We start from the raw sequence: 17,906 nt of genomic DNA, 5'->3' as shown, positions 1-17,906 counted from the left end.
GCAGACTCCGGAATCGGGAGTGTGCCGTGAAATACAGGGCGGTCGATCGATCCCGCCCCATGGGGCGGGACGGACAGCTTAGTCGCAGACGAAGTTGCCGTTGGCTGGCTGCGTCACGTAGGTCGGTGCACGGTCTTGCGCTGCCGACGGCACGTAGACCACCGAGCAGGTGGTGGCGTCGCGCACGCCAGCCGGCGAGATGGTCAGGCCGCCGTTGGCGAAGGTGATGGTGTAGTCGTTCGCGTTCAGGCCGGCCGCGGTAGCGAAGGTGCGTGCCTGGGCCAGCGAGGTGACCGACGGGTAGCCGAAGTTCAGGGGGACGTTGGTGCCTTCGAGCGAGACGTTACCGGTATTGATATTGTTGACCAGCGCTTCCGCGTGCACCATCGCAGCGGTCGAGGTCAGGGAGCCGCGGGCGGCGCGCAGGCTCGCTTCACGGGCGTCGCCGCCGAGGTTCGCGAATTTCGGCAGCGCGGTGGCGGCCAGGATACCCAGGATGACGATCACGACGATCAGTTCGATCAGGGTAAAGCCGCCCTGGTTGCTCGCCTTGAAATTCTTGTTCATGAAGCTCTCTCCGTTTTGAAATGGTGCGGACGTCCCGCAATTCGGTTATTAGTGGTTATCGGACGCGGGGCGATTAACTTGATCGAAAACCAGCCCTGTGCAGCTTCTCTCCGCCCAAAAGCGGTCGGATCGCGCTCCTGCAACAATTCTACCTTGAACTTTGGCAATTTTGAGTCATAGAAATAAAAAGTGTCGCTACGCAACAAAAAATTGATTCTTTTATCATGTTGACCATCGCCGATGTCCAGGCCAGCAGCCCGGCGGCGCGGCTTCATTTCGCCGAGTGCAGCGCCGCCTTGCCGAGGTCCCAGATCGGCAGGAAGATACCCAGTGCCAGGATCAGCACCATCACGCCGAGGAAGGTGATCAGGATCGGCTCGATCTGGCTCGACAGGGTCTTGAGCTCGTAATCGACTTCGCGTTCGTACATCTGCGCGATCTCGTCCATCAGTTCGTCGAGCGAGCCGGTTTCCTCGCCGACGGCGATCATCTGCAGCACGATCGGGGTGAAGACGTTGGCCGCGGTCGAGGTGCGCAGGATGCTTTCGCCGCGCTCGACCCCGTCGCGCATCTGTTCGATGCGCATGCTGAGGTAGGCGTTGTCCGCCGTCTGCGACACCACCGTCAGGGCCTGCACGATCGGCACCCCGCTGCGCAGCGACAGCGCGAAGCTGCGCGCGAAGCGCGCCATGGTCGCCTTGTGGATGATCTTGCCCGCGATCGGCAGGCGCAGCTTGTACTGGTCCCAGGCCAGCCTGCCCCTGGCCGTGTTGCTCCACTTGATGAAACCCGCCACCGCGCCGGCCGCCGTGCCTGCCATCAGCGGCCAGTACTGGACGGTGAAGTTCGAGGTACCCAGCAGGATGCGCGTCATCAAGGGAAGCTCGGCGCCGAACTGCTTGAACACGCTGGAAAAGCTCGGGATCACGAACACGTTCACAATCACCATGGCGATGATCATCGCGATCACCACGAAACTCGGGTAGCGCAGCGCCGTCTTGACCCGTTCGCGCATGTCGCGGTCGAACTCGAGGTGGTCGAACAGGCGCAGGAAGACTTCTTCCAGGCGGCCGGTCATCTCCCCCACCCGCACCATCGACAGATAGAAGGGATTGAAGATCTTCGGGTGGCGCCCCATCGCGCTCGACAGCTCGCGGCCGGAGTCGAGCGACTCGCGCAGGTCCTTGATCACCTTGCCGAAGGATTTGTTGATGGCCGACTCCTGCAGCCCAGCCAGCCCGCGCATGATCGGCACGCCCGACTTGAGCAGCGTGTAGATCTGGCGGCTGAACAGCTGCACGTCCATCGAGGTGACCTTTTTTTCGGTCAAACGAGCCATCAGGCCATCGCTGCCCTCCTTCGAGGCCGGCCCCTTGCGGCTGGGGTTGATCTCGATCGGCGTGGCGCCGCTGCCGAACAGCTGGTCGGCCACGGCGCCGGGATCGGCCGCTTCCAGGATCCCCTGCAGCAGTTCGCCGCTGGCGTTCCTCGCCTTGTACGCGAAATACGGCATCAGTCGACCTGGTTACTGATGCGCATCGCCTCGGCGATGGTGGTCCTGCCCTGCACTGCCAGGCTCACGCCATGGCGGCGCAGCGTCTCGCCCGCCATCTCGGCCTGCGCCACTTTCAGGAAGTGGGCCGGATCGGGATGGTTGGCGGCGTCGGTGACGGCGCGCGTCATCTCGAGCAGTTCATACACGCCGGTACGGCCGCGGAACCCGGTGCCGTTGCAGTGCGAGCAGCCGCGCCCGTGGAAGAACTGGGTCTGCACCGCGTGCTCGCCCAGTTCCTGCAGCACCCAGGTGAATTCCGCCGGGGTCGGGCGATAGGGCTCGGTGCAGCTCTCGCAGATCACGCGCACCAGGCGCTGGGCGAGCACGGCCTGGAGCGAACCGCCCACCATGTAGCGCGGCACGCCCATGTCCATCAGGCGCAGCGGAGTCGAGGCGGCGTCGTTGGTGTGCAAGGTCGAGAGCACCAGGTGGCCGGTCATGGCGGCGCGCAGGCCGATCTGGGCGGTTTCCTGGTCGCGCATCTCGCCGACCAGCACGATGTCCGGGTCCTGGCGCAGCGCGGAGCGCAGCACGCGCGCAAAAGTGAGCTCGATCTTGTCGTTGACCTGCACCTGGTTGATGCCCTTCAGGCGGTATTCGACCGGGTCCTCGACCGTGATCAGCTTCTTTTCGACCGAGTTCAGTTCGGACAGGGCGCTGTACAGCGTGGTGGTCTTGCCGCTGCCGGTAGGGCCGGTCACCAGCACCAGGCCGTTGGGACGCTGCACCAGCGCGCGGAAGCGCTCCATGATCCGGGTCGGCATGCCGATCGCGTCCAGGCGCAGCGTGGTGCCGCCCTGGTTCAAGAGACGCATGACCACCGATTCGCCATACTGCGTCGGCATGGTCGAGATACGCACGTCGATGCGCTGGTTGCGCACCTTGACCGCGAAGCGCCCGTCTTGCGGCAGGCGCTTCTCCGAGATGTCGAGGTCGGCCATCAGCTTGAGGCGCAGTGCCAGCGGGGTGGCGACCTTGATGTCGGCTTCGGTCTGCAGGTGCAGCACGCCGTCGATGCGGAAGCGGATCTGCAGGCGGCCGTCCTGCGGCTCGATGTGGATGTCCGAGGCGCGCACCTGGGCCGCGTCGTCGAACACCGACTGCAGCAGCTTGACGATCGGCGCCTCTTCCAGGCCCGGATTGGCGGCCAGCGCGCCGAAGTCGATCGAAGCGTCGCCCAGGTCCTGCTCGACCTCGCGCGCCAGGCCGGTGATCTCGCCGGTGCGGCGGTAGATGCGGTCGATCGCGCCCAGCACCTCGGTCTCGTTGACCACCGCCAGCTCGACCGGCTTTTTCAGCAGGCGCGCGATCTCGTCGTAGGCGAACAGGTCAGTCGGGTCGGACACGCCCACCAGCAGGGTCTCGCGGCGGTCTTCCAGCACCAGCGCGCGGAAGCGGCGCGCGGCCGTTTCCGGCAGCAGGCGCACCAGCTCGGCGTTGATGTTGTAGAACTTGAGGTTGATGTAGGGGATGTTGAGCTGGCGCGCCAGCGCGCCCGAGATCTGCTCTTCGGTCACATAGCCGTTCTCGACGAACACCCGCCCCAGCTTGCGCCCGGTGCTCTTCTGTGCCGCCAGCGCCTGGTTCAGCTGCTCTTCGGTGAGCAGCTTTTGCTGGATCAGCACCTCGCCGAGGCGAATTTTTTCCGGCCTTGCCATGAACATCCCTTTTTTATATGTTGCAACGAATATTTTATGCCAGAACCACCAAATATTGACTACTGGAATGAGCCGCTGTCGCGCATTCGCCTCGATAACACGGCATCGCGTGTAAGATGGCCAAGACAAAACGACAAGGAAGCCCATGAACGAGCAGCGCCTCCAGCCTGGCCTTCGCCGCCGCGTCTACCTGATGCGGCACGGCAGCGTCACCTACTTCGACGACAGCGGCAAACCATTCCTGCCCGAGACCGTGCCCCTGAACCCTGCCGGCCAGGCCCAGGCCGATGCTGCCGGCCTCGCCTTCCGCGAAGCGGGCGTGCGTTTCGACCGCGTGATCGTGTCCGGACTGCCGCGCACCGTGGAAACGGCGAACCGGGTGCTGGCTGCCAGCGGCCAGGAGATCGCCCTGGATACCTGGCCGGACCTGCACGAGATTCGCGGCGGGCGCCTGTCCACCATTCCGACCCAGGAACTGCGGCGCGCCTTCACCGGGGCGTTCGAGGGCGTGGTGGAGGAAGACCAGCGCTTCCTGGGCGGGGAATCGGTGGGCGAGATGATGGACCGGGTGCACCCGGCCATCGCGCGCCTGCGCGCCCTGCCCGATTGGGATACGGTGCTGCTGGTGCTGCACGGCGGCGTCAACTGCGCGATCCTGTCGCTTGCCCTCACCGGCCAGCGCCTGTTCCTGGGCGGCTTGTCGCAAGCGGCCGGCTGCATCAATGCGCTCGACGTCGGGAATGATCCGACCGACTGGGTGGTCCGCTTCGTCAACTATGTGCCGCCCGGTCCGCTGCAGCCTGAGGCCCGCAGCACCACCATGGAACAGCTGTTCGAGCAGTACCGCAAAGGGCGCTGATCCTTTCGCACGAAAAGAAATAGCACGCCCGTACATTTTTCTGGCGGATCGGGCTAGAATAAAGAACAAACACAAGAATGGAGACGCGATGTACGAAGAAATGATGGGCACCAAACCCGTGTCCGAACGACAGCGCTTCGACGTCGAGGCTCTGGGCGCCTGGCTGGCGGCAAACGTCGACGGCTACCCTGGTGGAGCGCTGGACGTAGAGCAGTTCAAGGGCGGCCAGTCGAATCCCACCTTCCGCCTCACCAGCGGTGGCCAGCGCTATGTGCTGCGCACCAAACCTGGCCCGGCGGCCAAGCTGCTGCCTTCGGCCCATGCGATCGACCGGGAATTCCGCGTGATGAGCGCGCTGCATGGCGCCGGTTTCCCGGTGCCGCGCCAGTATGCGCTGTGCGTGGACGAGTCCATCATCGGGCGCGCCTTCTACGTGATGGAATGCGTCGAAGGCCGGGTGCTGTGGGACCAGTCGCTGCCCGGCATGTCGCAAGCCGAGCGCGCGGCCATCTACGATGAACAGAACCGCGTGATCGCGCAGCTGCACACGGTCGATTACGGGGCCATCGGGCTGGGCGACTACGGCAAGCCGGGTAACTACTTCGCGCGCCAGATCGAGCGCTGGACCAGGCAGTACCAGGCCTCCGTGACGGAACCGATCGAGGCCATGGACCGCCTGATCGAATGGCTGCCCCAGCACATCCCGCCAGGTGACGACACCAGCATCGTGCACGGCGACTACCGCCTCGACAACATGATCTTCCATCCCACCGAGCCGCGCATCCTGGCGGTGCTGGACTGGGAACTGTCGACCCTGGGTCATCCCGCGGCCGACTTTTCGTACCACTGCATGAGCTGGCACATCCCGCCCGGGCGCTTCCGCGGCATCGGGGGACTCGACCTGAAGGCGCTTGGCATTCCATCTCTCGAGGAGTATGTCGCGCGTTACTGCGAACGGACGGGCAAGGCGATCTCGCTCGACGACTTCAACTTCTACCTGGCCTACAACATGTTCCGCCTGGCCGGCATCATGCAGGGCATCATGAAGCGCTACGTGGACGGCACCGCCGCCAGCGCCCAGGCCCTGGAAAACGGCAAGGCGGCCCGGCCGATGGCCGAGATGGCCTGGCAGTTCGCCTCCCGTAGCCTTTGACCTGACGAGGACTCACCATGGATTTCGCCTATTCGGAACGCTGCAAGGATTTGCAAGCGCGCCTGCTCGCCTTCATGATTGATCACATTTATCCCAACGAGCGCGCCTTCAGTGAAGAAATCGCGGCCAACGCGCGTGACAAGGGCACGCGCTGGCTGCCGCTGGAACTGATCGAGCGCCTCAAGCCGCTGGCGCGCGACGCCGGCCTGTGGAACCTGTTCCTGCCGCGCTCGACCCGCGCGCCGGAAGGCCTGTCGAACCTCGACTATGCGCCGCTGTGCGAGATCATGGGCCGCGTGCCCTGGGCGCCGGAAGTCTTCAACTGCTCGGCGCCCGACACCGGCAACATGGAAACCCTGGAGCGCTATGCGTCGGAAGAGATCAAGCGCGGCTGGCTGGAGCCGCTGTTGCGCGGCGAGATCCGCTCGGCCTTCGCGATGACCGAGCCGGACGTCGCCTCGTCGGATGCGACCAACATCGCCACCCGCATCGAGCGCGACGGCGACGATTACGTCATCAACGGCCACAAGTGGTGGATCTCCGGCGCCGGCGACCCGCGCTGCAAGGTCTTCATCGTGATGGGCAAGACCGACCCGAACGCGGCGCGCCACCAGCAGCAGTCGATGATCGTGGTGCCGGCCGACACCCCGGGCATCACCATCGTCCGTCCGCTGCCGGTGTTCGGCTACGACGACGCGCCGCACGGCCATTGCGAGATCCTGTTCGAGAACGTGCGCGTGCCCGCCTCCAATATGCTGCTGGGCGAAGGCCGCGGTTTCGAGATCGCCCAGGGGCGCCTGGGCCCGGGCCGGATCCACCACTGCATGCGCGCCATCGGCGTGGCCGAGCGCGCGCTGGAACTGATGTGCCGGCGCCTGGACGGCCGCGTCGCCTTTGGACGCAAGATCTCGGAACAGGGCGTGTGGCGCGAACGGATCGCGGAAAGCCGTATCCGCATCGACACCGCGCGCCTCTTGACACTCAAGACGGCCTACATGATGGACACGGTCGGCAACAAGGGGGCGCAGGCAGAGATCGCGATGATCAAGGTGCTGGCGCCGAACGTGGCGCAGGATGTGCTGGACTGGGCGATCCAGGCGCACGGCGCAGCGGGAGTGTCGGAAGAGTTCCCGCTGGCTTACCAGTGGGCGGGAAACCGGACCCTGCGCCTGGCGGACGGACCGGACGAGGTGCATCGGAATGCGATTGCGAAGCTGGAGCTGGCGAAGTACGCATCCAGATAAACGGAGGGTGGGCGGCGTAGCCGCCCACCCTACCAGCCTTGCGGCATCAGGCGTATGCCCGAATCAGGAACTCGGCCACGCACACCGGCTTCGCCCCCTCCCCCTCCGGCTCGATCGCCACGTTCCAGGTCAGCTGCACCCCGCCCTCGATCGCCTCGCAGGCGGCCAGCAGCCAGCGCCCGCGCACCCGGGAACCGGCCGGCAGCGGCGCCGGAAAGCGTACCCGGTTCAAGCCGTAGTTGAGGCCCATGCGCATCCCGCCAATCGTGATCGCATCCTCCAGCATCGCCGGCAGCAGCGACAGCGTCAGAAAGCCGTGCGCCACCGGCGCGCCGAAGGGCGACTCGCGCTTGCAACGCTCGGCGTCCACATGAATCCACTGCCGGTCCTCGGTCGCCTCGGCAAAGTGGTTGATGCGCTCCTGCCCCACGTCGAACCAACGGGAGACCGCGACTTCAGTCCCGACCAGGGTGGGCAGCTCGCCGAAGGCGATCGTCCTGCTCATGGCCGCCTCCCGAACATGCCCATGCCTTCGATCGTGCAGATCTCCTCGCCATGCTGGTTGGTCGCGACCCATTTCGACCACACCACGCCGCGGTCGGGCCTGGAGTTCGACGCCTTGACCTGGGTGGTCAGGTAGCGCACCCTGAGCGTGTCGCCGGCGCGCAGCGGGCGCAGCCAGCGCACCCCGTCCAGACCCGGCGAGCCCATGCTGGACGCGCTGCACATCAGGCCATCCACGACCATCCGCATCATCATGCTGCAGGTATGCCAGCCGCTGGCGATCACCCCGCCGTAGATCGACGCTGCCGCCGCTTCGCGGTCGACATGAAAAGGCTGGGGATCGAACTCGCGCGCAAACGCAATGATCTCTTCCTCGGTGACACGGCGTTCGCCGAGGTCGATCTCCTGACCCGGGTGAAAATCTTCGAAATACCATTGACGCGTCATGGCGCCTCCTTATGCGGCCTGCTGGAAGCCCGGCTGCGCCACGAAGCGCGCCAGGTGGTGGTCGCGGTCGCCCAGGGTCAGCTCGATCATCGACAAGCGCTTGAAGTAATGCGCCGCTGCGAGTTCGTCGGTCACGCCCATGCCGCCATGCAGCTGCACCGCCTGCTGGCCGATGAAGCGGGCGGCCTGGCCGACCCGGTATTTGGCCGCCGACACCACCCGGCGCCGCTCGGCGATGTCGCCGCCGTCGAGCGTCACCGCCGCCAGCAGCGCCATCGAACGCGCCTGCTCCAGGTGGATATACATGTCGGCCATGCGGTGCTGCAACGCCTGGAACTTGCCGATCGGGACGCCGAACTGCTGGCGCGTCTTGAGGTACTCGAGCGTGGCGTCGAACAGCGCTTCCATCGCGCCCAGCGCTTCCGCGCACAGCAGGCCGGCGCCATAATCGGCGCAGGCATCGAGGATGTCCCAGCCAGCGCCGGGCTGGCCGATGACCGCATCCGGCGGCAGCTCGACGCCATCGAAGCGCACTTCGGCCGCGCGCTGGCCGTCAAGGGTGCGGTAGCCCGTCACCTGCACGCCCGGCGCGTCCAGCGGCACCGCGAACAGGGTGATGCCCGCCTCGTCGCGCTGGCCACCACAGCTGCGCGCCGATACCACCAGCACGCCCGCCTCGGCGCCATGCACCACGGCGCTCTTGGCGCCCGACAGGCGCCAGCCGGAACCCAACTGCTCGGCGCGCGTGGCGATGTCGCGCAGCTCGTGGCGTGACTGGCGCTCGCCCAGGGCACAGGCAAGTTTCAATTCGCCCGTGGCGACCCGTTCCAACAGCGCCGCATGTGCGCCGCCCAGCTTGAGGAACTGCGCCCCCAGCACGGTGGCGAAATACGGTTCCACCACCAGGCCGCGGCCCAGCTCCTGCATCACCACGAACAGGTCCACCGCGGTGCCGTCGAAGCCGCCCTGCGCTTCCGGCACCGGCAAGGCCGTCATGCCCAGCTCGGCCAGCGTGGACCAGGCCTCGCTTGAGGTGCCCGCTTCGGAACCGATGATGGCGCGGCGCTGTTCGAAGCTGTAGTCGCGGGCGATCCAGCGCTTGAGTGCGTCGGCGAACTGGAGCTGCTCTTCCTTGAAATCGACATGCATTCGGGTTCTCCTCACAGGCCCAGGATCATCTGGGTGATGATGTTGCGCTGGATTTCGTTCGAGCCCCCATAGATGGAGGTCTTGCGGTAGTTGAAGTAGTAGGACGCGAGCGGCGCGGCGTCGTCGTCGCCGGCGATGCTGTGTTCACGCTCGCCTTCCAGGAAGGCCGCGTCAAAAGGCAGCGCCATCGGCCCGGCCGCTTCCAGCATCAGCTCGGTCAGGGTCTGTTGGATGTCGGTGCCGCGCACCTTCAGCACCGAGGCTTCCGGTCCCGGGGCCTTGTTCGCCTTGGCCAGCACCCGCAGCACCGTCATCTCGAGCGCCATCAGTTCGATCTCGAGGTCGGCTACCTTGGCGGCGAACAGCGGGTCTTCCAGCAGCGGGCGGCCGTTCTTCTGCTCGCGCCGCGCCAGGCGCTTGAGGAAAGCCAGTTCGCGCTTGCTGCGGCCGACGGCGGCGATCCCCGTGCGCTCGTGGCCGAGCAGGTACTTGGCATAGGTCCAGCCGCGGTTTTCCTGGCCCACCAGGTTCGCCACCGGCACCCGCACGTTGTCGAAGAAGACTTCGTTCACTTCGTGGTCTTCGTCGAGCATGATGATCGGACGCACCGTCACGCCCGGCGAGTGCATGTCGATCAGGAGGAAGGAAATGCCCTCCTGCTTGCGCACGGAAGGGTCGGTGCGCACCAGGCAGAAGATCATGTCGGCATGCTGGGCCAGCGTGGTCCAGGTTTTCTGGCCGTTGACGATGTAATGGTCGCCATCCCTGACCGCCGTGGTTTTCAGGGACGCCAGATCGGAGCCCGCACCCGGCTCGGAATAGCCCTGGCACCACCAGTCCTCGCAGGACAGGATGCGCGGCAGGAAGTGGTCCTTCTGCTGCTGGCTGCCGAAGGCCATGATGACGGGGGCGACCATGTCGATCCCGAAAGGCATGACGCGCGGGGTGCCGGCGCGGGCGCACTCTTCCTCGAAGATGTGGCGCTGCACCGGGGTCCAGCCCGGGCCGCCGAATTCGACCGGCCAGCCGGGTGCGACCCAGCCTTGGGCGGCGAGGATCTTGTGCCAGCGGACGAAGTCATCCTTGCTCAGCCGCTTGTGCGTAAGCACCCTGGCTTGCAAGTCTTTTGGAAGATGGGAATCGAGGAAGGCGCGGACCTGGTCGCGAAAGGCCAGGTCCTCGTCCGAGTAGTGCAGGTCCATGTCGTCTCCTTGTTATCGCCGCCTGAAAAAGCACGGTCGTTCACAAGGATTGTAACCGACAGATTTGCTGCCTAGTTGAGTTTTTTGCACAGGGTGGGCGGTGCCACCCTGCTGTCGACGATCAGCGTGCGCGGCGGCGGGTCATGGCGCCCGCGCCAACCATACCGACCAGCATCAGGGCGATGCTCGACGGTTCAGGAATCGCGGTCGCTGCCGGGCTGACCTGCTGCGGATTCGCGCCGATGCTGCCTGGGTTGCTGACCACCGGGGCGACCGACTCGCCAGTCTGGGCGCCGCCAGTCGAGCCGCCCGACTGCGAGCCGCTGCCGGTGCTGCCGCTGCCGCCCGACGAGCCGCTCGAACCGCTGCCGCTCGAACCGCTGCCCGAAGAGCCGCTGCCCGAGCCACCCGTGGAGCCGGTGGTGTTGTTGCCGCCGCCCGACATGCCCGGCGCCTTGGTCAGGCCGTCGGAAATGATCTTGCCGTCGGCAGTCGAGACCACCGACTTGCCTGGACCGATGGTCGCGGCCAGGATGCTGTTGCTGTCAGCAAGCACGTAGTTCGCCTCGATGCCGCTCTGCAGGTACAGCTTGGTCTGGCCGTCGACCTGGGTCACGGTGCCGGCGACCTTGCCGAGCAGTGCGTCCACGGCGGCATTCGAATCGGCGCCGTGCGCGATCCCGCCGACCAGGTTCACATTGTCCTTCATGACACCGGAGCCGAGGACGTCGGTACCGTTACCGGCGGTCCAGCCGGAACCGGCGTTCGACGATTGAGCCGGGATGGTGTCTGCGTGGGCGGCACCTGCACCGGCGAACAGTGCTGCGATCACGAGGCGGCGAATTAGCATGGCGATAACTCCTTGGGTATTGTTCAATTGTTGTTTTTGCAACCGTAGAGTTATGCTACCACAGCTTTAAAACGGATGAGTTCTGGCCAAGCTCAACCGTGCGCGGGGTATGAAAGCAAGAAAAAGCCTTAAATTTCAGTAGGACCAATCCTACCCAGAATGTGATCTGCATAATGAATCGGGGCAGATTCGTTGCGACTTAAGAAACATCTTGTTCCGCAAAGAAAAAGGCCGGGCCCGCTGTCGCAGGCCCGGCCTTCCGCCGTTCTGTTCGGGCGCCGCTCGCGCCCAGTGCTCAGTTACCGGTACGTGACGCCGCCATATAAGGCATGGCACGCGAGGCCATCCGGGTGTCGGTGCGCAGCATGCCGACCTCGTCGGCCAGGATGTTGGCTGCTTCCTGCAGCAGGATGTCCTTGGCGTCCTTGGCCGCCTTCTCGGCAGCCAGGTCCGCCGCCAGGTCGCGCTCGTCGTAGGTCAGGCCGTCGTCCTGGCGCGGGGAGCCGCGCACGGCAGTCACGGCCTTGGCTGGCTTGGTCGGGGCCGGCACCTTGCCGCGCGCTTCCTTGCCTGCCGGGCCGGCGGCCGGCTCGTCGCTGTTGGTGCCGCTGGCGCCGGCCAGGCGGGCTTCGCGCACCTTGGCCTTGGCTTCCTGCTCGTCGCGTTCCTTGCGGCGCACCGCCTCGTTCAGCGAGATCGCGTTTTCCTTGCGGACCTTCAGGACTTCGGCGATGTCTTCCTGCAGGAACTGGAACTCCTTGTCCTTGGCGATACGGGCTTCATGGCGCTTCTGCAGCGGGCCGATCAGCTCCTTGAGGTCGCCTGCCGCCGTATAGCTGGCCGGCTTGATGGCCACCCAGGGCAGTGCATTGTCGTAGGACGATTCACCGAAGCTTTCCAGGTCGGACAGCACCGGCAGCTTGATGTCCGGGGTCACGCCGCGCAGCTGGGTGGTGCCGCCGTTGATGCGGAAGAACTGGGCCACGGTCATCTTCAGCTCGCCGTAGCGCACCTTCTCTGCCGGCGCGAAGCGATCGAGGCTGTACAGGGTCTGCACGGTGCCCTTGCCGAAGCTCGGCTCGCCAATGACCAGGCCACGGCCGTAATCCTGGATCGCGGCGGCGAAGATCTCCGAGGCCGAAGCGGAGCCGCGGTTGATCAGCACGCCCATCGGACCGTCCCAGGCCAGGCCGGGCTGCACGTCCTCACCCACCTCGACGCGGCCCTGGGCGTCGCGCTGCTGCACCACCGGGCCCTTGTCGATGAACAGGCCGGTCAGCTCGATCGCCTCGTCCAGCGAGCCGCCGCCGTTGTTGCGCAGGTCGATCAGGACGTTGTCCACCTTCTCTTTCTTGAGTTCGGTCAGGATGCGGGCCACGTCGCGGGTGGCGCTGCGGTAATCCTTCTCGCCGCGGCGGCGCGCTTCGAAGTCGAGGTAGAAGGTCGGCAGCGAGATCACGCCCACGCGGCGCTTGACGGCGCCGTCCTTGACTTCCATGATCGACTTCTTGGCGGCCTGCTCTTCCATGCTGATCTTCTTGCGCACCATCGACACGGTCACGTGCTTGGCGTCGAGACCGGCGTCGCCCGGCAGCACGTCGAGGCGCACGGTCGAGCCCTTGGCGCCGCGCACCAGCTGGACCACGTCGTCGATGCGCCAGCCCAGCACGTCCGTGAACGGACCGTTGCCCTGCGCCACGCCGACGATGCGGTCGCCCACCTTCAGCTTGCCCGACAGCGCGGCCGGGCTGCCCGGCACGATTTCGCGGATGACGGTGTATTCGTCACGCGACTGCAGGACGGCGCCGATGCCTTCCAGCGACAGTCGCATCGCGATCTCGAAGTTGTCCGCCGAGCGCGGGCCCAGGTAGTTGGTGTGCGGCTCGATCGCAGTCGCGTACGCGTTCATGAAGGTCTGGAACACGTCCTCGTTGTTCAGCTTGCGGATGCGGGCGATGTAATTCTCGTAGCGCTTGTCGAGGGTGCTGCGGATGGCCTTCTCGTCCTTGCCGGCCAGCTTCAGGCGCAGCCAGTCATGCTTGACGCGCTTGCGCCACAGTTCGCGGATCTCGGCTTCATTTTTGGCCCAGGCCGATTTTTCACGGTCGAGCTCGATCGACTCGTCGATCGTAAAGTCGGGGCGGGTCTTGAGCAGCTCGCGCGCGTAGTTCATGCGCTCCGTGAAACGCTGCTGGAACAGGTTGAAGATCGAGAACGGACCGCGCAGGTCTTCGTTGTTGATGGCGTCGTCCATGCGGCTGCGCAGAGGCGCGAAGCTGTCGATGTCCGACTGGACGAAGTAGAGCTTCTCGCTGTCCCAAGCCTCGAAGAAATTGTCGAAGATCTTGACCGACATGGCGTCGTCCAGCGGGACCGCCTTGTAGTGCAAGCGCCCCAGCACCCGGGTCGCCCACAGCGCCGCCTCGGTCTGCTGGGCGAGTGGCTTGATTTGCAGGCTGGCGGCGGTCACGGGGGCGCCGGCGGCAGGGGATTTGACGGGCGCGACAGCCGCGACTTTTTCCGGCTGGGCGGTCACCACGTGGGCGGACATCGCAAAGGCCATGGCGGCCATGAACAGGTGGTGCTTCTTCATTCGTCGTCTCTCCGAAACGAAAATACTGTGCCTCGGCGCGACCGGAGATGGATGGAAACAAGCAAGCCGGTCAATACGCCCTTCGTGGCCATTCTACAGGAAGCCGGAGGAAGGCAGAGCCGGCATTTGTTCATTTGCGCCCGACAATTAAGGCTGTCATAAGCCAGGCCTTCATCCTTTGACAAGCTGGAAGAGTTCCGTGCGAAAGAATGTGGCCAGAGCGACAAGGAGCAGCACCGGAATCCAGGGCCAGGAGCGCGCCGCCAGGCGCCAGTCCACCGGCGACGGCCAGAAGGACAGGAACTGCGGCGCCAGCAGGAAAGTGAGCGCCAGGTCGAGCGGCTCGAACACCCAGCCCTGCCGGGTGCGCCACCAGGCGACCGCAAACGGCAGCACCAGCACCAAGAGCGGCGCCAGCGCGGCGGGGGCCGCGTTGTACCAGCGCAGGTTGGCAAAGGTGACCGAGCCCAGTTCCCAGTTATGTCCCTTACCTGGCTTCTTGATGCGGCGCGGGAACACGCTCAGGCCGACCGGCTCGGCATTGGTCAGCAGCCCGACCGAGAAATGGGCCAGCTCGTGGCACAGGGTGCCGGCAGCGGTGAACAGGAAAAAGAAGGGATGGGCGCCAGAACCGATCCACAGCAGCAGCGCCAGCGCCGCCGAGGGGACCAGGTAGAGCAGCATGTCGAGCAGGCCGCCGCCCTGCAGGCTCATCTCAATGGGTGCCCGAATAGAAGCAGCGGCCGCAGGCCTGGCGGTAGCTCTCGTTGCCGCCGATGCTGACCTGCTCGCCTTCGCGGATGCGGCGGCCTTCGGCATCGACCCGGATATTCATGGTCGCCTTCTTGCCGCAGGTGCAGATGTTCTTGATTTCCTCGATGTCGTCGGCCAGCGCCAGCAGGTAGGCCGAACCGGGGAAAGGCTCGCCGCGGAAGTCGCTGCGCAGGCCGTAGCAGATCACGGGAATGCCGCGCACCTGGGCCACCTGGTGCAGCTGCTGCACTTGCAGGGTGGTGAGGAACTGGGCTTCGTCGACCAGGATGCAAGCCACCGCCGGCGCGCTGGCGAGGAAATCGGTGTCGCCGTCGAACAGGTCGACCTGGCGCTGCGGGCCGAGGCGCGAGGTGATCAAGCCGACGCCGTAGCGGTTGTCGATCGCCGCCGTGTACAGCTTGACCTTCTGGCCCTGCTCTTCGTAGTTGTGCGCGACCTGCAGCAGGGAGGTCGATTTGCCGGCGTTCATCGCCGAATACCTGAAATAGAGTTTTGCCACGGCCGAGCTGATCGAAAGAATTGCCGGATTATAACAAGCGGAAACGGGTTCGGACCAGCTCAACCGCCCTGCGGATGCGCCGGATTGCCTGCGACACGGGCGCCCGCTGGCACGTCATGGGTGACCACGCTGCCGGCGCCGACCACGGCATCGTCGCCGATGCTCACGCCCGGCAGGATGATGGCGCCGCCGCCGATCCAAACGTTGCTGCCGATGGTGACCGGCCGCCCCGATTCCTGGCCGCTGCGGCGCAAGACCGGGTCGAGCGGATGCTCAGCGGTGTAGATCTGCACGTTCGGCCCAATGCGGGTGTCGTCGCCGATGCCTACCTGCGCGACGTCGAGGAACACGCAGCTGAAGTTCACAAAGACGCGGCTGCCGAGGCGGATGTTCCAGCCGTAGTCGCAGTGGAAAGGTGGACGGACGATGCTGCCCTCCCCCAGCGCGCCCAGGCGTTCGGCGAGGAGCGTGCGCCAGACCGAGACCGGCTGGCCCAGCGCGGCGTTGTAACGCGCCAGCCAGGCGGCCGTCAGCCCCTGCTCGGCCACCAGCTCCGGATCGTTCGCATGGTAGGGCTCGCCCGCCAGCATCTTGTGCCGCTCGCTCATCCGCATATCAAGCCCTCACTGTCCAGGGTGGTACTTGCGCTCCAGGTGCTTCTCGATGTCTTCCTTGTAGAACAGCACGTCCTTGAACTCGCCGCGGCTGTACATCTCGGCCTGGTCGGCGAAGTGCTTCGAGGCCGGATTATTGCTGTTGCCACCTGCAAGGATACTCTTGGCGCGCAGGCGCCTGCCGAATTCCACCACGGCGACGAAGCTGTTGCCGCGGTCGCCGTAGATGCGCTTGGTCTTTTGCTTGGCCACCATGCCGAACGAAGCCAGCGAACCCCAGTTGGCCGACGCAAACCCCACCGGCCAGCTGGGCTTGCTGTCGTCGTACTGCTGGTCGATGTCGCCGCTGAGTCGCTGGAAGCGGTTGATCTCGCCCCACGGGGTCTGCCAGGTGCCGAAATCGGCAGTGAGCTTGTCGCTGGCCCGCTGCAGCGACGCCAGGCGCTCCTCGGCATTCAGGCTGCTCGTGATGAAGTCGACCACCGGCGTACCCTGGGCACGCGCGCGCGCGGCGTGCTGGGCCACCATGTCCTGGCCCCAGTAGATCGCCAGCGAGGTCGGCACGGACGCGACACCGAAGCGCAGGTCCCAGCCGCGCAGGCTTGCCACCTGCGCAGCCAGCGCCGCCTTGCGCGGATCGCTCGCTGGCAGCGCGTCGTAGTCCTTCAGCAGTTGCGGCAGCAGGGGCTCGAAGGCGGTCAGGTGGCTGTCGTAGGCGGCGGCAATCAGGCTGTCGAGGGTGAAGCCCTTGGCGTCCTTGAGCACGCGCTCGGCATGGCGGCCGCGCGCGTTTTCCGGCAGCGACCACATGTAGTCGGGCCAGTTCTCGCGTTTCGGGCTGCTCGCACCCGAGGAGCTGAACGGCCAGTTGTTGGTGTTCGAGATGTAGCCGCTGGCCGGGTTGAACAGCGTGATCGTGTCCTTGATGGCATGCAGGCCCTGCCATTCGGTGGCGGGGGTGCTGCCGTCGACCGGCTTGCTCCAGTCGAAGCGCGGGTCGCGTTTCGGGATGAAGTTGCCGTGGAAGTAGGCGATATTGCCCTTGGCATCCGCGTACACAGTGTTGTTGGAGGAATTGGTGCGCAGCTCCATCGCCTTGTAGAAGGCGTCGTAGTCGCGCGCCTTGGTGCGGCTGTACGACTGGGTGAGCGCCTTGAGCGGCTCGTCCATCATCTTGACGGCCACCCATTTGCCGTCCTGGGCGCGCACCACCGGGCCGTGGTGGGTGAAGTATGCCGTGACAGTCTTGCTCGCCATCGCGCCGGAGGGGGTCTTGTACGGCAGCGTGATGGTCCGCGCCTGCATCGGGCGCTCTTCATTTCCATACTTATAGAAGTATTTGCCGCCCTTCTCGACCACGGTCTCGAGGTATTCGTCGATGACGTCGCCGCCGCCCGAGGTATGCATCCAGCCGGCCTTGTCATTGAAGCCCTGGTAGATGAAGAACTGGCCCCAGGTTACGGCGCCGTAGGCATTCAGGCCCTGCTCGCTCACCATGTGCACTTCCGGACGGAAGTAGAACGAGGTATGCGGGTTGATCAGGAGCAGCGCATTGCCCGAGCTGGACAGCTTGGGCGCGATCGCGAAGCCGTTCGAGCCGCGCGGCTCGGCGTCGAAGCCCTTGTCCAGCATGGCCACCCTGGCCTGCTGCGGCTGCTTGCCGTAGAAGCGCTCCAGTTCCTTCAGATCGATCGACTCGATGTCGCCGCCGATGCTGCCCTCGCTGAAGCTGAGCGCCATCCAGGGTTCGAAGCGGGTAATCAGCTTCGGCTTTACTTCCGGATGGGTATGCAGGTAGTAGTTCACGCCGTCGGCAAATCCGATCATCAGCTCCTTGAGCCATGCCGGGCTGGCGGCGTACTTGGCCTGCATGTCGGCTGGGGTGATGTACATCTTCATGCGCAGGTCGCGCCAGACTTCCTTCTCGCCCTCGACCTCGGCCAGGCGGCCCATCGCGTTGATGTAGTTGAGCTCGACGCGGTTGAAATCGTCCTCGGCCTGGGCATACAGCAGGCCGAACACCGCGTCTGCATCGGTTTTGCCGAACACGTGGGGAATGCCCCACTTGTCGCGCATGATGGTCACCCGCGCCGCCGTCTTCTTCCAGCGCGCCAGCTCGAGCGCGCTGGCGCCCTGCTTCGCGCTCGGGGCTGCCGTCGTCGGCGCGGCGAGCACGGGCGCGGCGCCCAAGGCGCAGGCCAGGATGGTGGGCAGGATCAGGCGGGTGGTCGTCATGCG

General features: G+C 65.4%; 17 protein-coding genes. 3 read left to right on the top strand and 14 right to left on the bottom strand.

Annotated elements, in window-relative coordinates:
• Positions 1-78: 78 nt before the first annotated feature.
• From LK542_RS24875 to LK542_RS07085, 4 genes are read right to left on the bottom strand one after another with little or no spacing between them, the layout of a single operon-like run.
• Complete coding sequence (locus LK542_RS24875; protein WP_307728942.1) at positions 79-567, bottom strand: type II secretion system protein; 489 nt, start codon at positions 565-567, stop codon at positions 79-81.
• On the bottom strand, positions 564-842 hold the full coding sequence (locus tag LK542_RS07095) for a hypothetical protein (RefSeq protein WP_227811350.1): 279 nt from the start codon (positions 840-842) through the stop codon (positions 564-566). Before LK542_RS07095 ends, LK542_RS24875 begins: the two co-directional genes overlap by 4 nt.
• Positions 839-2,080: a type II secretion system F family protein gene (locus LK542_RS07090; RefSeq protein ID WP_227811349.1), complete on the bottom strand. Its 1,242-nt coding sequence runs from the start codon at positions 2,078-2,080 to the stop codon at positions 839-841. Before LK542_RS07090 ends, LK542_RS07095 begins: the two co-directional genes overlap by 4 nt.
• Complete coding sequence (locus tag LK542_RS07085) at positions 2,080-3,780, bottom strand: GspE/PulE family protein (protein WP_227811348.1); 1,701 nt, start codon at positions 3,778-3,780, stop codon at positions 2,080-2,082. Before LK542_RS07085 ends, LK542_RS07090 begins: the two co-directional genes overlap by 1 nt.
• 145 nt (positions 3,781-3,925) lie before the next feature.
• Here LK542_RS07085 and LK542_RS07080 point away from each other — a divergent pair, with 145 nt between their 5' ends.
• The 3 genes from LK542_RS07080 (at position 3,926) to LK542_RS07070 (ending at position 7,036) form a co-directional block, all read left to right on the top strand.
• Positions 3,926-4,639, top strand: coding sequence for a histidine phosphatase family protein (locus LK542_RS07080; RefSeq protein WP_227811347.1), 714 nt, complete (start codon positions 3,926-3,928; stop codon positions 4,637-4,639).
• An 88-nt stretch (positions 4,640-4,727) separates the two neighbouring features.
• Positions 4,728-5,792, top strand: coding sequence for a phosphotransferase (locus LK542_RS07075; RefSeq protein ID WP_227811346.1), 1,065 nt, complete (start codon positions 4,728-4,730; stop codon positions 5,790-5,792).
• 17 nt (positions 5,793-5,809) lie between these two features.
• Positions 5,810-7,036 carry an acyl-CoA dehydrogenase family protein gene (locus LK542_RS07070; protein ID WP_227811345.1) on the top strand — a complete coding sequence of 409 codons (1,227 nt, stop codon included), beginning with the start codon at positions 5,810-5,812 and terminating at the stop codon, positions 7,034-7,036.
• Between the two features lie 46 nt (positions 7,037-7,082).
• Here the strand turns inward: LK542_RS07070 and LK542_RS07065 are convergent, their stop codons facing one another.
• The 10 genes from LK542_RS07065 to LK542_RS07020 form a co-directional block, all read right to left on the bottom strand.
• The gene (locus tag LK542_RS07065; protein WP_227811344.1) at positions 7,083-7,541 is read right to left on the bottom strand and encodes a MaoC family dehydratase; all 459 of its coding nucleotides are present in this window, start codon (positions 7,539-7,541) and stop codon (positions 7,083-7,085) included.
• Positions 7,538-7,987, bottom strand: a complete 450-nt coding sequence (locus LK542_RS07060) for a MaoC family dehydratase (RefSeq protein ID WP_227801101.1) — start codon at positions 7,985-7,987, stop codon at positions 7,538-7,540. Before LK542_RS07060 ends, LK542_RS07065 begins: the two co-directional genes overlap by 4 nt.
• Before the next feature lie 9 nt (positions 7,988-7,996).
• Positions 7,997-9,136 (bottom strand): acyl-CoA dehydrogenase family protein, encoded by a 1,140-nt coding sequence (locus LK542_RS07055; RefSeq protein WP_227811343.1) that lies wholly within the window; start codon positions 9,134-9,136, stop codon positions 7,997-7,999.
• 11 nt (positions 9,137-9,147) lie between these two features.
• Complete coding sequence (locus tag LK542_RS07050) at positions 9,148-10,338, bottom strand: acyl-CoA dehydrogenase family protein (protein ID WP_227811342.1); 1,191 nt, start codon at positions 10,336-10,338, stop codon at positions 9,148-9,150.
• A 121-nt stretch (positions 10,339-10,459) separates the two neighbouring features.
• Positions 10,460-11,188 carry a PEP-CTERM sorting domain-containing protein gene (locus LK542_RS07045; RefSeq protein ID WP_227811341.1) on the bottom strand — a complete coding sequence of 243 codons (729 nt, stop codon included), beginning with the start codon at positions 11,186-11,188 and terminating at the stop codon, positions 10,460-10,462.
• A gap of 295 nt (positions 11,189-11,483) precedes the next feature.
• On the bottom strand, positions 11,484-13,781 hold the full coding sequence (locus LK542_RS07040; RefSeq protein ID WP_227801097.1) for a carboxy terminal-processing peptidase: 2,298 nt from the start codon (positions 13,779-13,781) through the stop codon (positions 11,484-11,486).
• A gap of 171 nt (positions 13,782-13,952) precedes the next feature.
• A complete protein-coding gene (locus LK542_RS07035) occupies positions 13,953-14,495 on the bottom strand; it encodes a hypothetical protein (RefSeq protein ID WP_227811340.1) in 543 nt (180 codons plus the stop codon).
• 1 nt (position 14,496) lies between these two features.
• Positions 14,497-15,024 (bottom strand): thymidine kinase, encoded by a 528-nt coding sequence (locus LK542_RS07030; RefSeq protein WP_229520693.1) that lies wholly within the window; start codon positions 15,022-15,024, stop codon positions 14,497-14,499.
• Positions 15,025-15,113: 89 nt separating this feature from the next.
• Positions 15,114-15,668, bottom strand: a complete 555-nt coding sequence (locus LK542_RS07025; protein WP_227811339.1) for a sugar O-acetyltransferase — start codon at positions 15,666-15,668, stop codon at positions 15,114-15,116.
• Positions 15,669-15,677: 9 nt separating this feature from the next.
• Positions 15,678-17,903, bottom strand: a complete 2,226-nt coding sequence (locus LK542_RS07020; protein ID WP_227811338.1) for a penicillin acylase family protein — start codon at positions 17,901-17,903, stop codon at positions 15,678-15,680.
• Positions 17,904-17,906 lie beyond the last annotated feature (3 nt).

This window comes from Massilia sp. IC2-477, from assembly GCF_020707265.1.
GTDB lineage: Bacteria > Pseudomonadota > Gammaproteobacteria > Burkholderiales > Burkholderiaceae_D > Telluria.
The sequence above is the reverse complement of the archived record's forward strand: the minus strand, read 5'-3'. Positions and strand labels throughout refer to the sequence as shown.

Excerpts from the sequence above, each read along its gene's own strand:
- LK542_RS24875 (WP_307728942.1), bottom strand. The coding sequence starts at position 567 with ATGAACAAGAATTTCAAGGCGAGCAACCAGGGCGGCTTTACCCTGATC.
- LK542_RS07095 (WP_227811350.1), bottom strand. The coding sequence starts at position 842 with ATGAAGCCGCGCCGCCGGGCTGCTGGCCTGGACATCGGCGATGGTCAA.
- LK542_RS07090 (WP_227811349.1), bottom strand. The coding sequence starts at position 2,080 with ATGCCGTATTTCGCGTACAAGGCGAGGAACGCCAGCGGCGAACTGCTG.
- LK542_RS07085 (WP_227811348.1), bottom strand. The coding sequence starts at position 3,780 with ATGGCAAGGCCGGAAAAAATTCGCCTCGGCGAGGTGCTGATCCAGCAA.
- LK542_RS07080 (WP_227811347.1), top strand. The coding sequence starts at position 3,926 with ATGAACGAGCAGCGCCTCCAGCCTGGCCTTCGCCGCCGCGTCTACCTG.
- LK542_RS07075 (WP_227811346.1), top strand. The coding sequence starts at position 4,728 with ATGTACGAAGAAATGATGGGCACCAAACCCGTGTCCGAACGACAGCGC.
- LK542_RS07070 (WP_227811345.1), top strand. The coding sequence starts at position 5,810 with ATGGATTTCGCCTATTCGGAACGCTGCAAGGATTTGCAAGCGCGCCTG.
- LK542_RS07065 (WP_227811344.1), bottom strand. The coding sequence starts at position 7,541 with ATGAGCAGGACGATCGCCTTCGGCGAGCTGCCCACCCTGGTCGGGACT.
- LK542_RS07060 (WP_227801101.1), bottom strand. The coding sequence starts at position 7,987 with ATGACGCGTCAATGGTATTTCGAAGATTTTCACCCGGGTCAGGAGATC.
- LK542_RS07055 (WP_227811343.1), bottom strand. The coding sequence starts at position 9,136 with ATGCATGTCGATTTCAAGGAAGAGCAGCTCCAGTTCGCCGACGCACTC.
- LK542_RS07050 (WP_227811342.1), bottom strand. The coding sequence starts at position 10,338 with ATGGACCTGCACTACTCGGACGAGGACCTGGCCTTTCGCGACCAGGTC.
- LK542_RS07045 (WP_227811341.1), bottom strand. The coding sequence starts at position 11,188 with ATGCTAATTCGCCGCCTCGTGATCGCAGCACTGTTCGCCGGTGCAGGT.
- LK542_RS07040 (WP_227801097.1), bottom strand. The coding sequence starts at position 13,781 with ATGAAGAAGCACCACCTGTTCATGGCCGCCATGGCCTTTGCGATGTCC.
- LK542_RS07035 (WP_227811340.1), bottom strand. The coding sequence starts at position 14,495 with ATGAGCCTGCAGGGCGGCGGCCTGCTCGACATGCTGCTCTACCTGGTC.
- LK542_RS07030 (WP_229520693.1), bottom strand. The coding sequence starts at position 15,024 with ATGAACGCCGGCAAATCGACCTCCCTGCTGCAGGTCGCGCACAACTAC.
- LK542_RS07025 (WP_227811339.1), bottom strand. The coding sequence starts at position 15,668 with ATGCGGATGAGCGAGCGGCACAAGATGCTGGCGGGCGAGCCCTACCAT.
- LK542_RS07020 (WP_227811338.1), bottom strand. The coding sequence starts at position 17,903 with ATGACGACCACCCGCCTGATCCTGCCCACCATCCTGGCCTGCGCCTTG.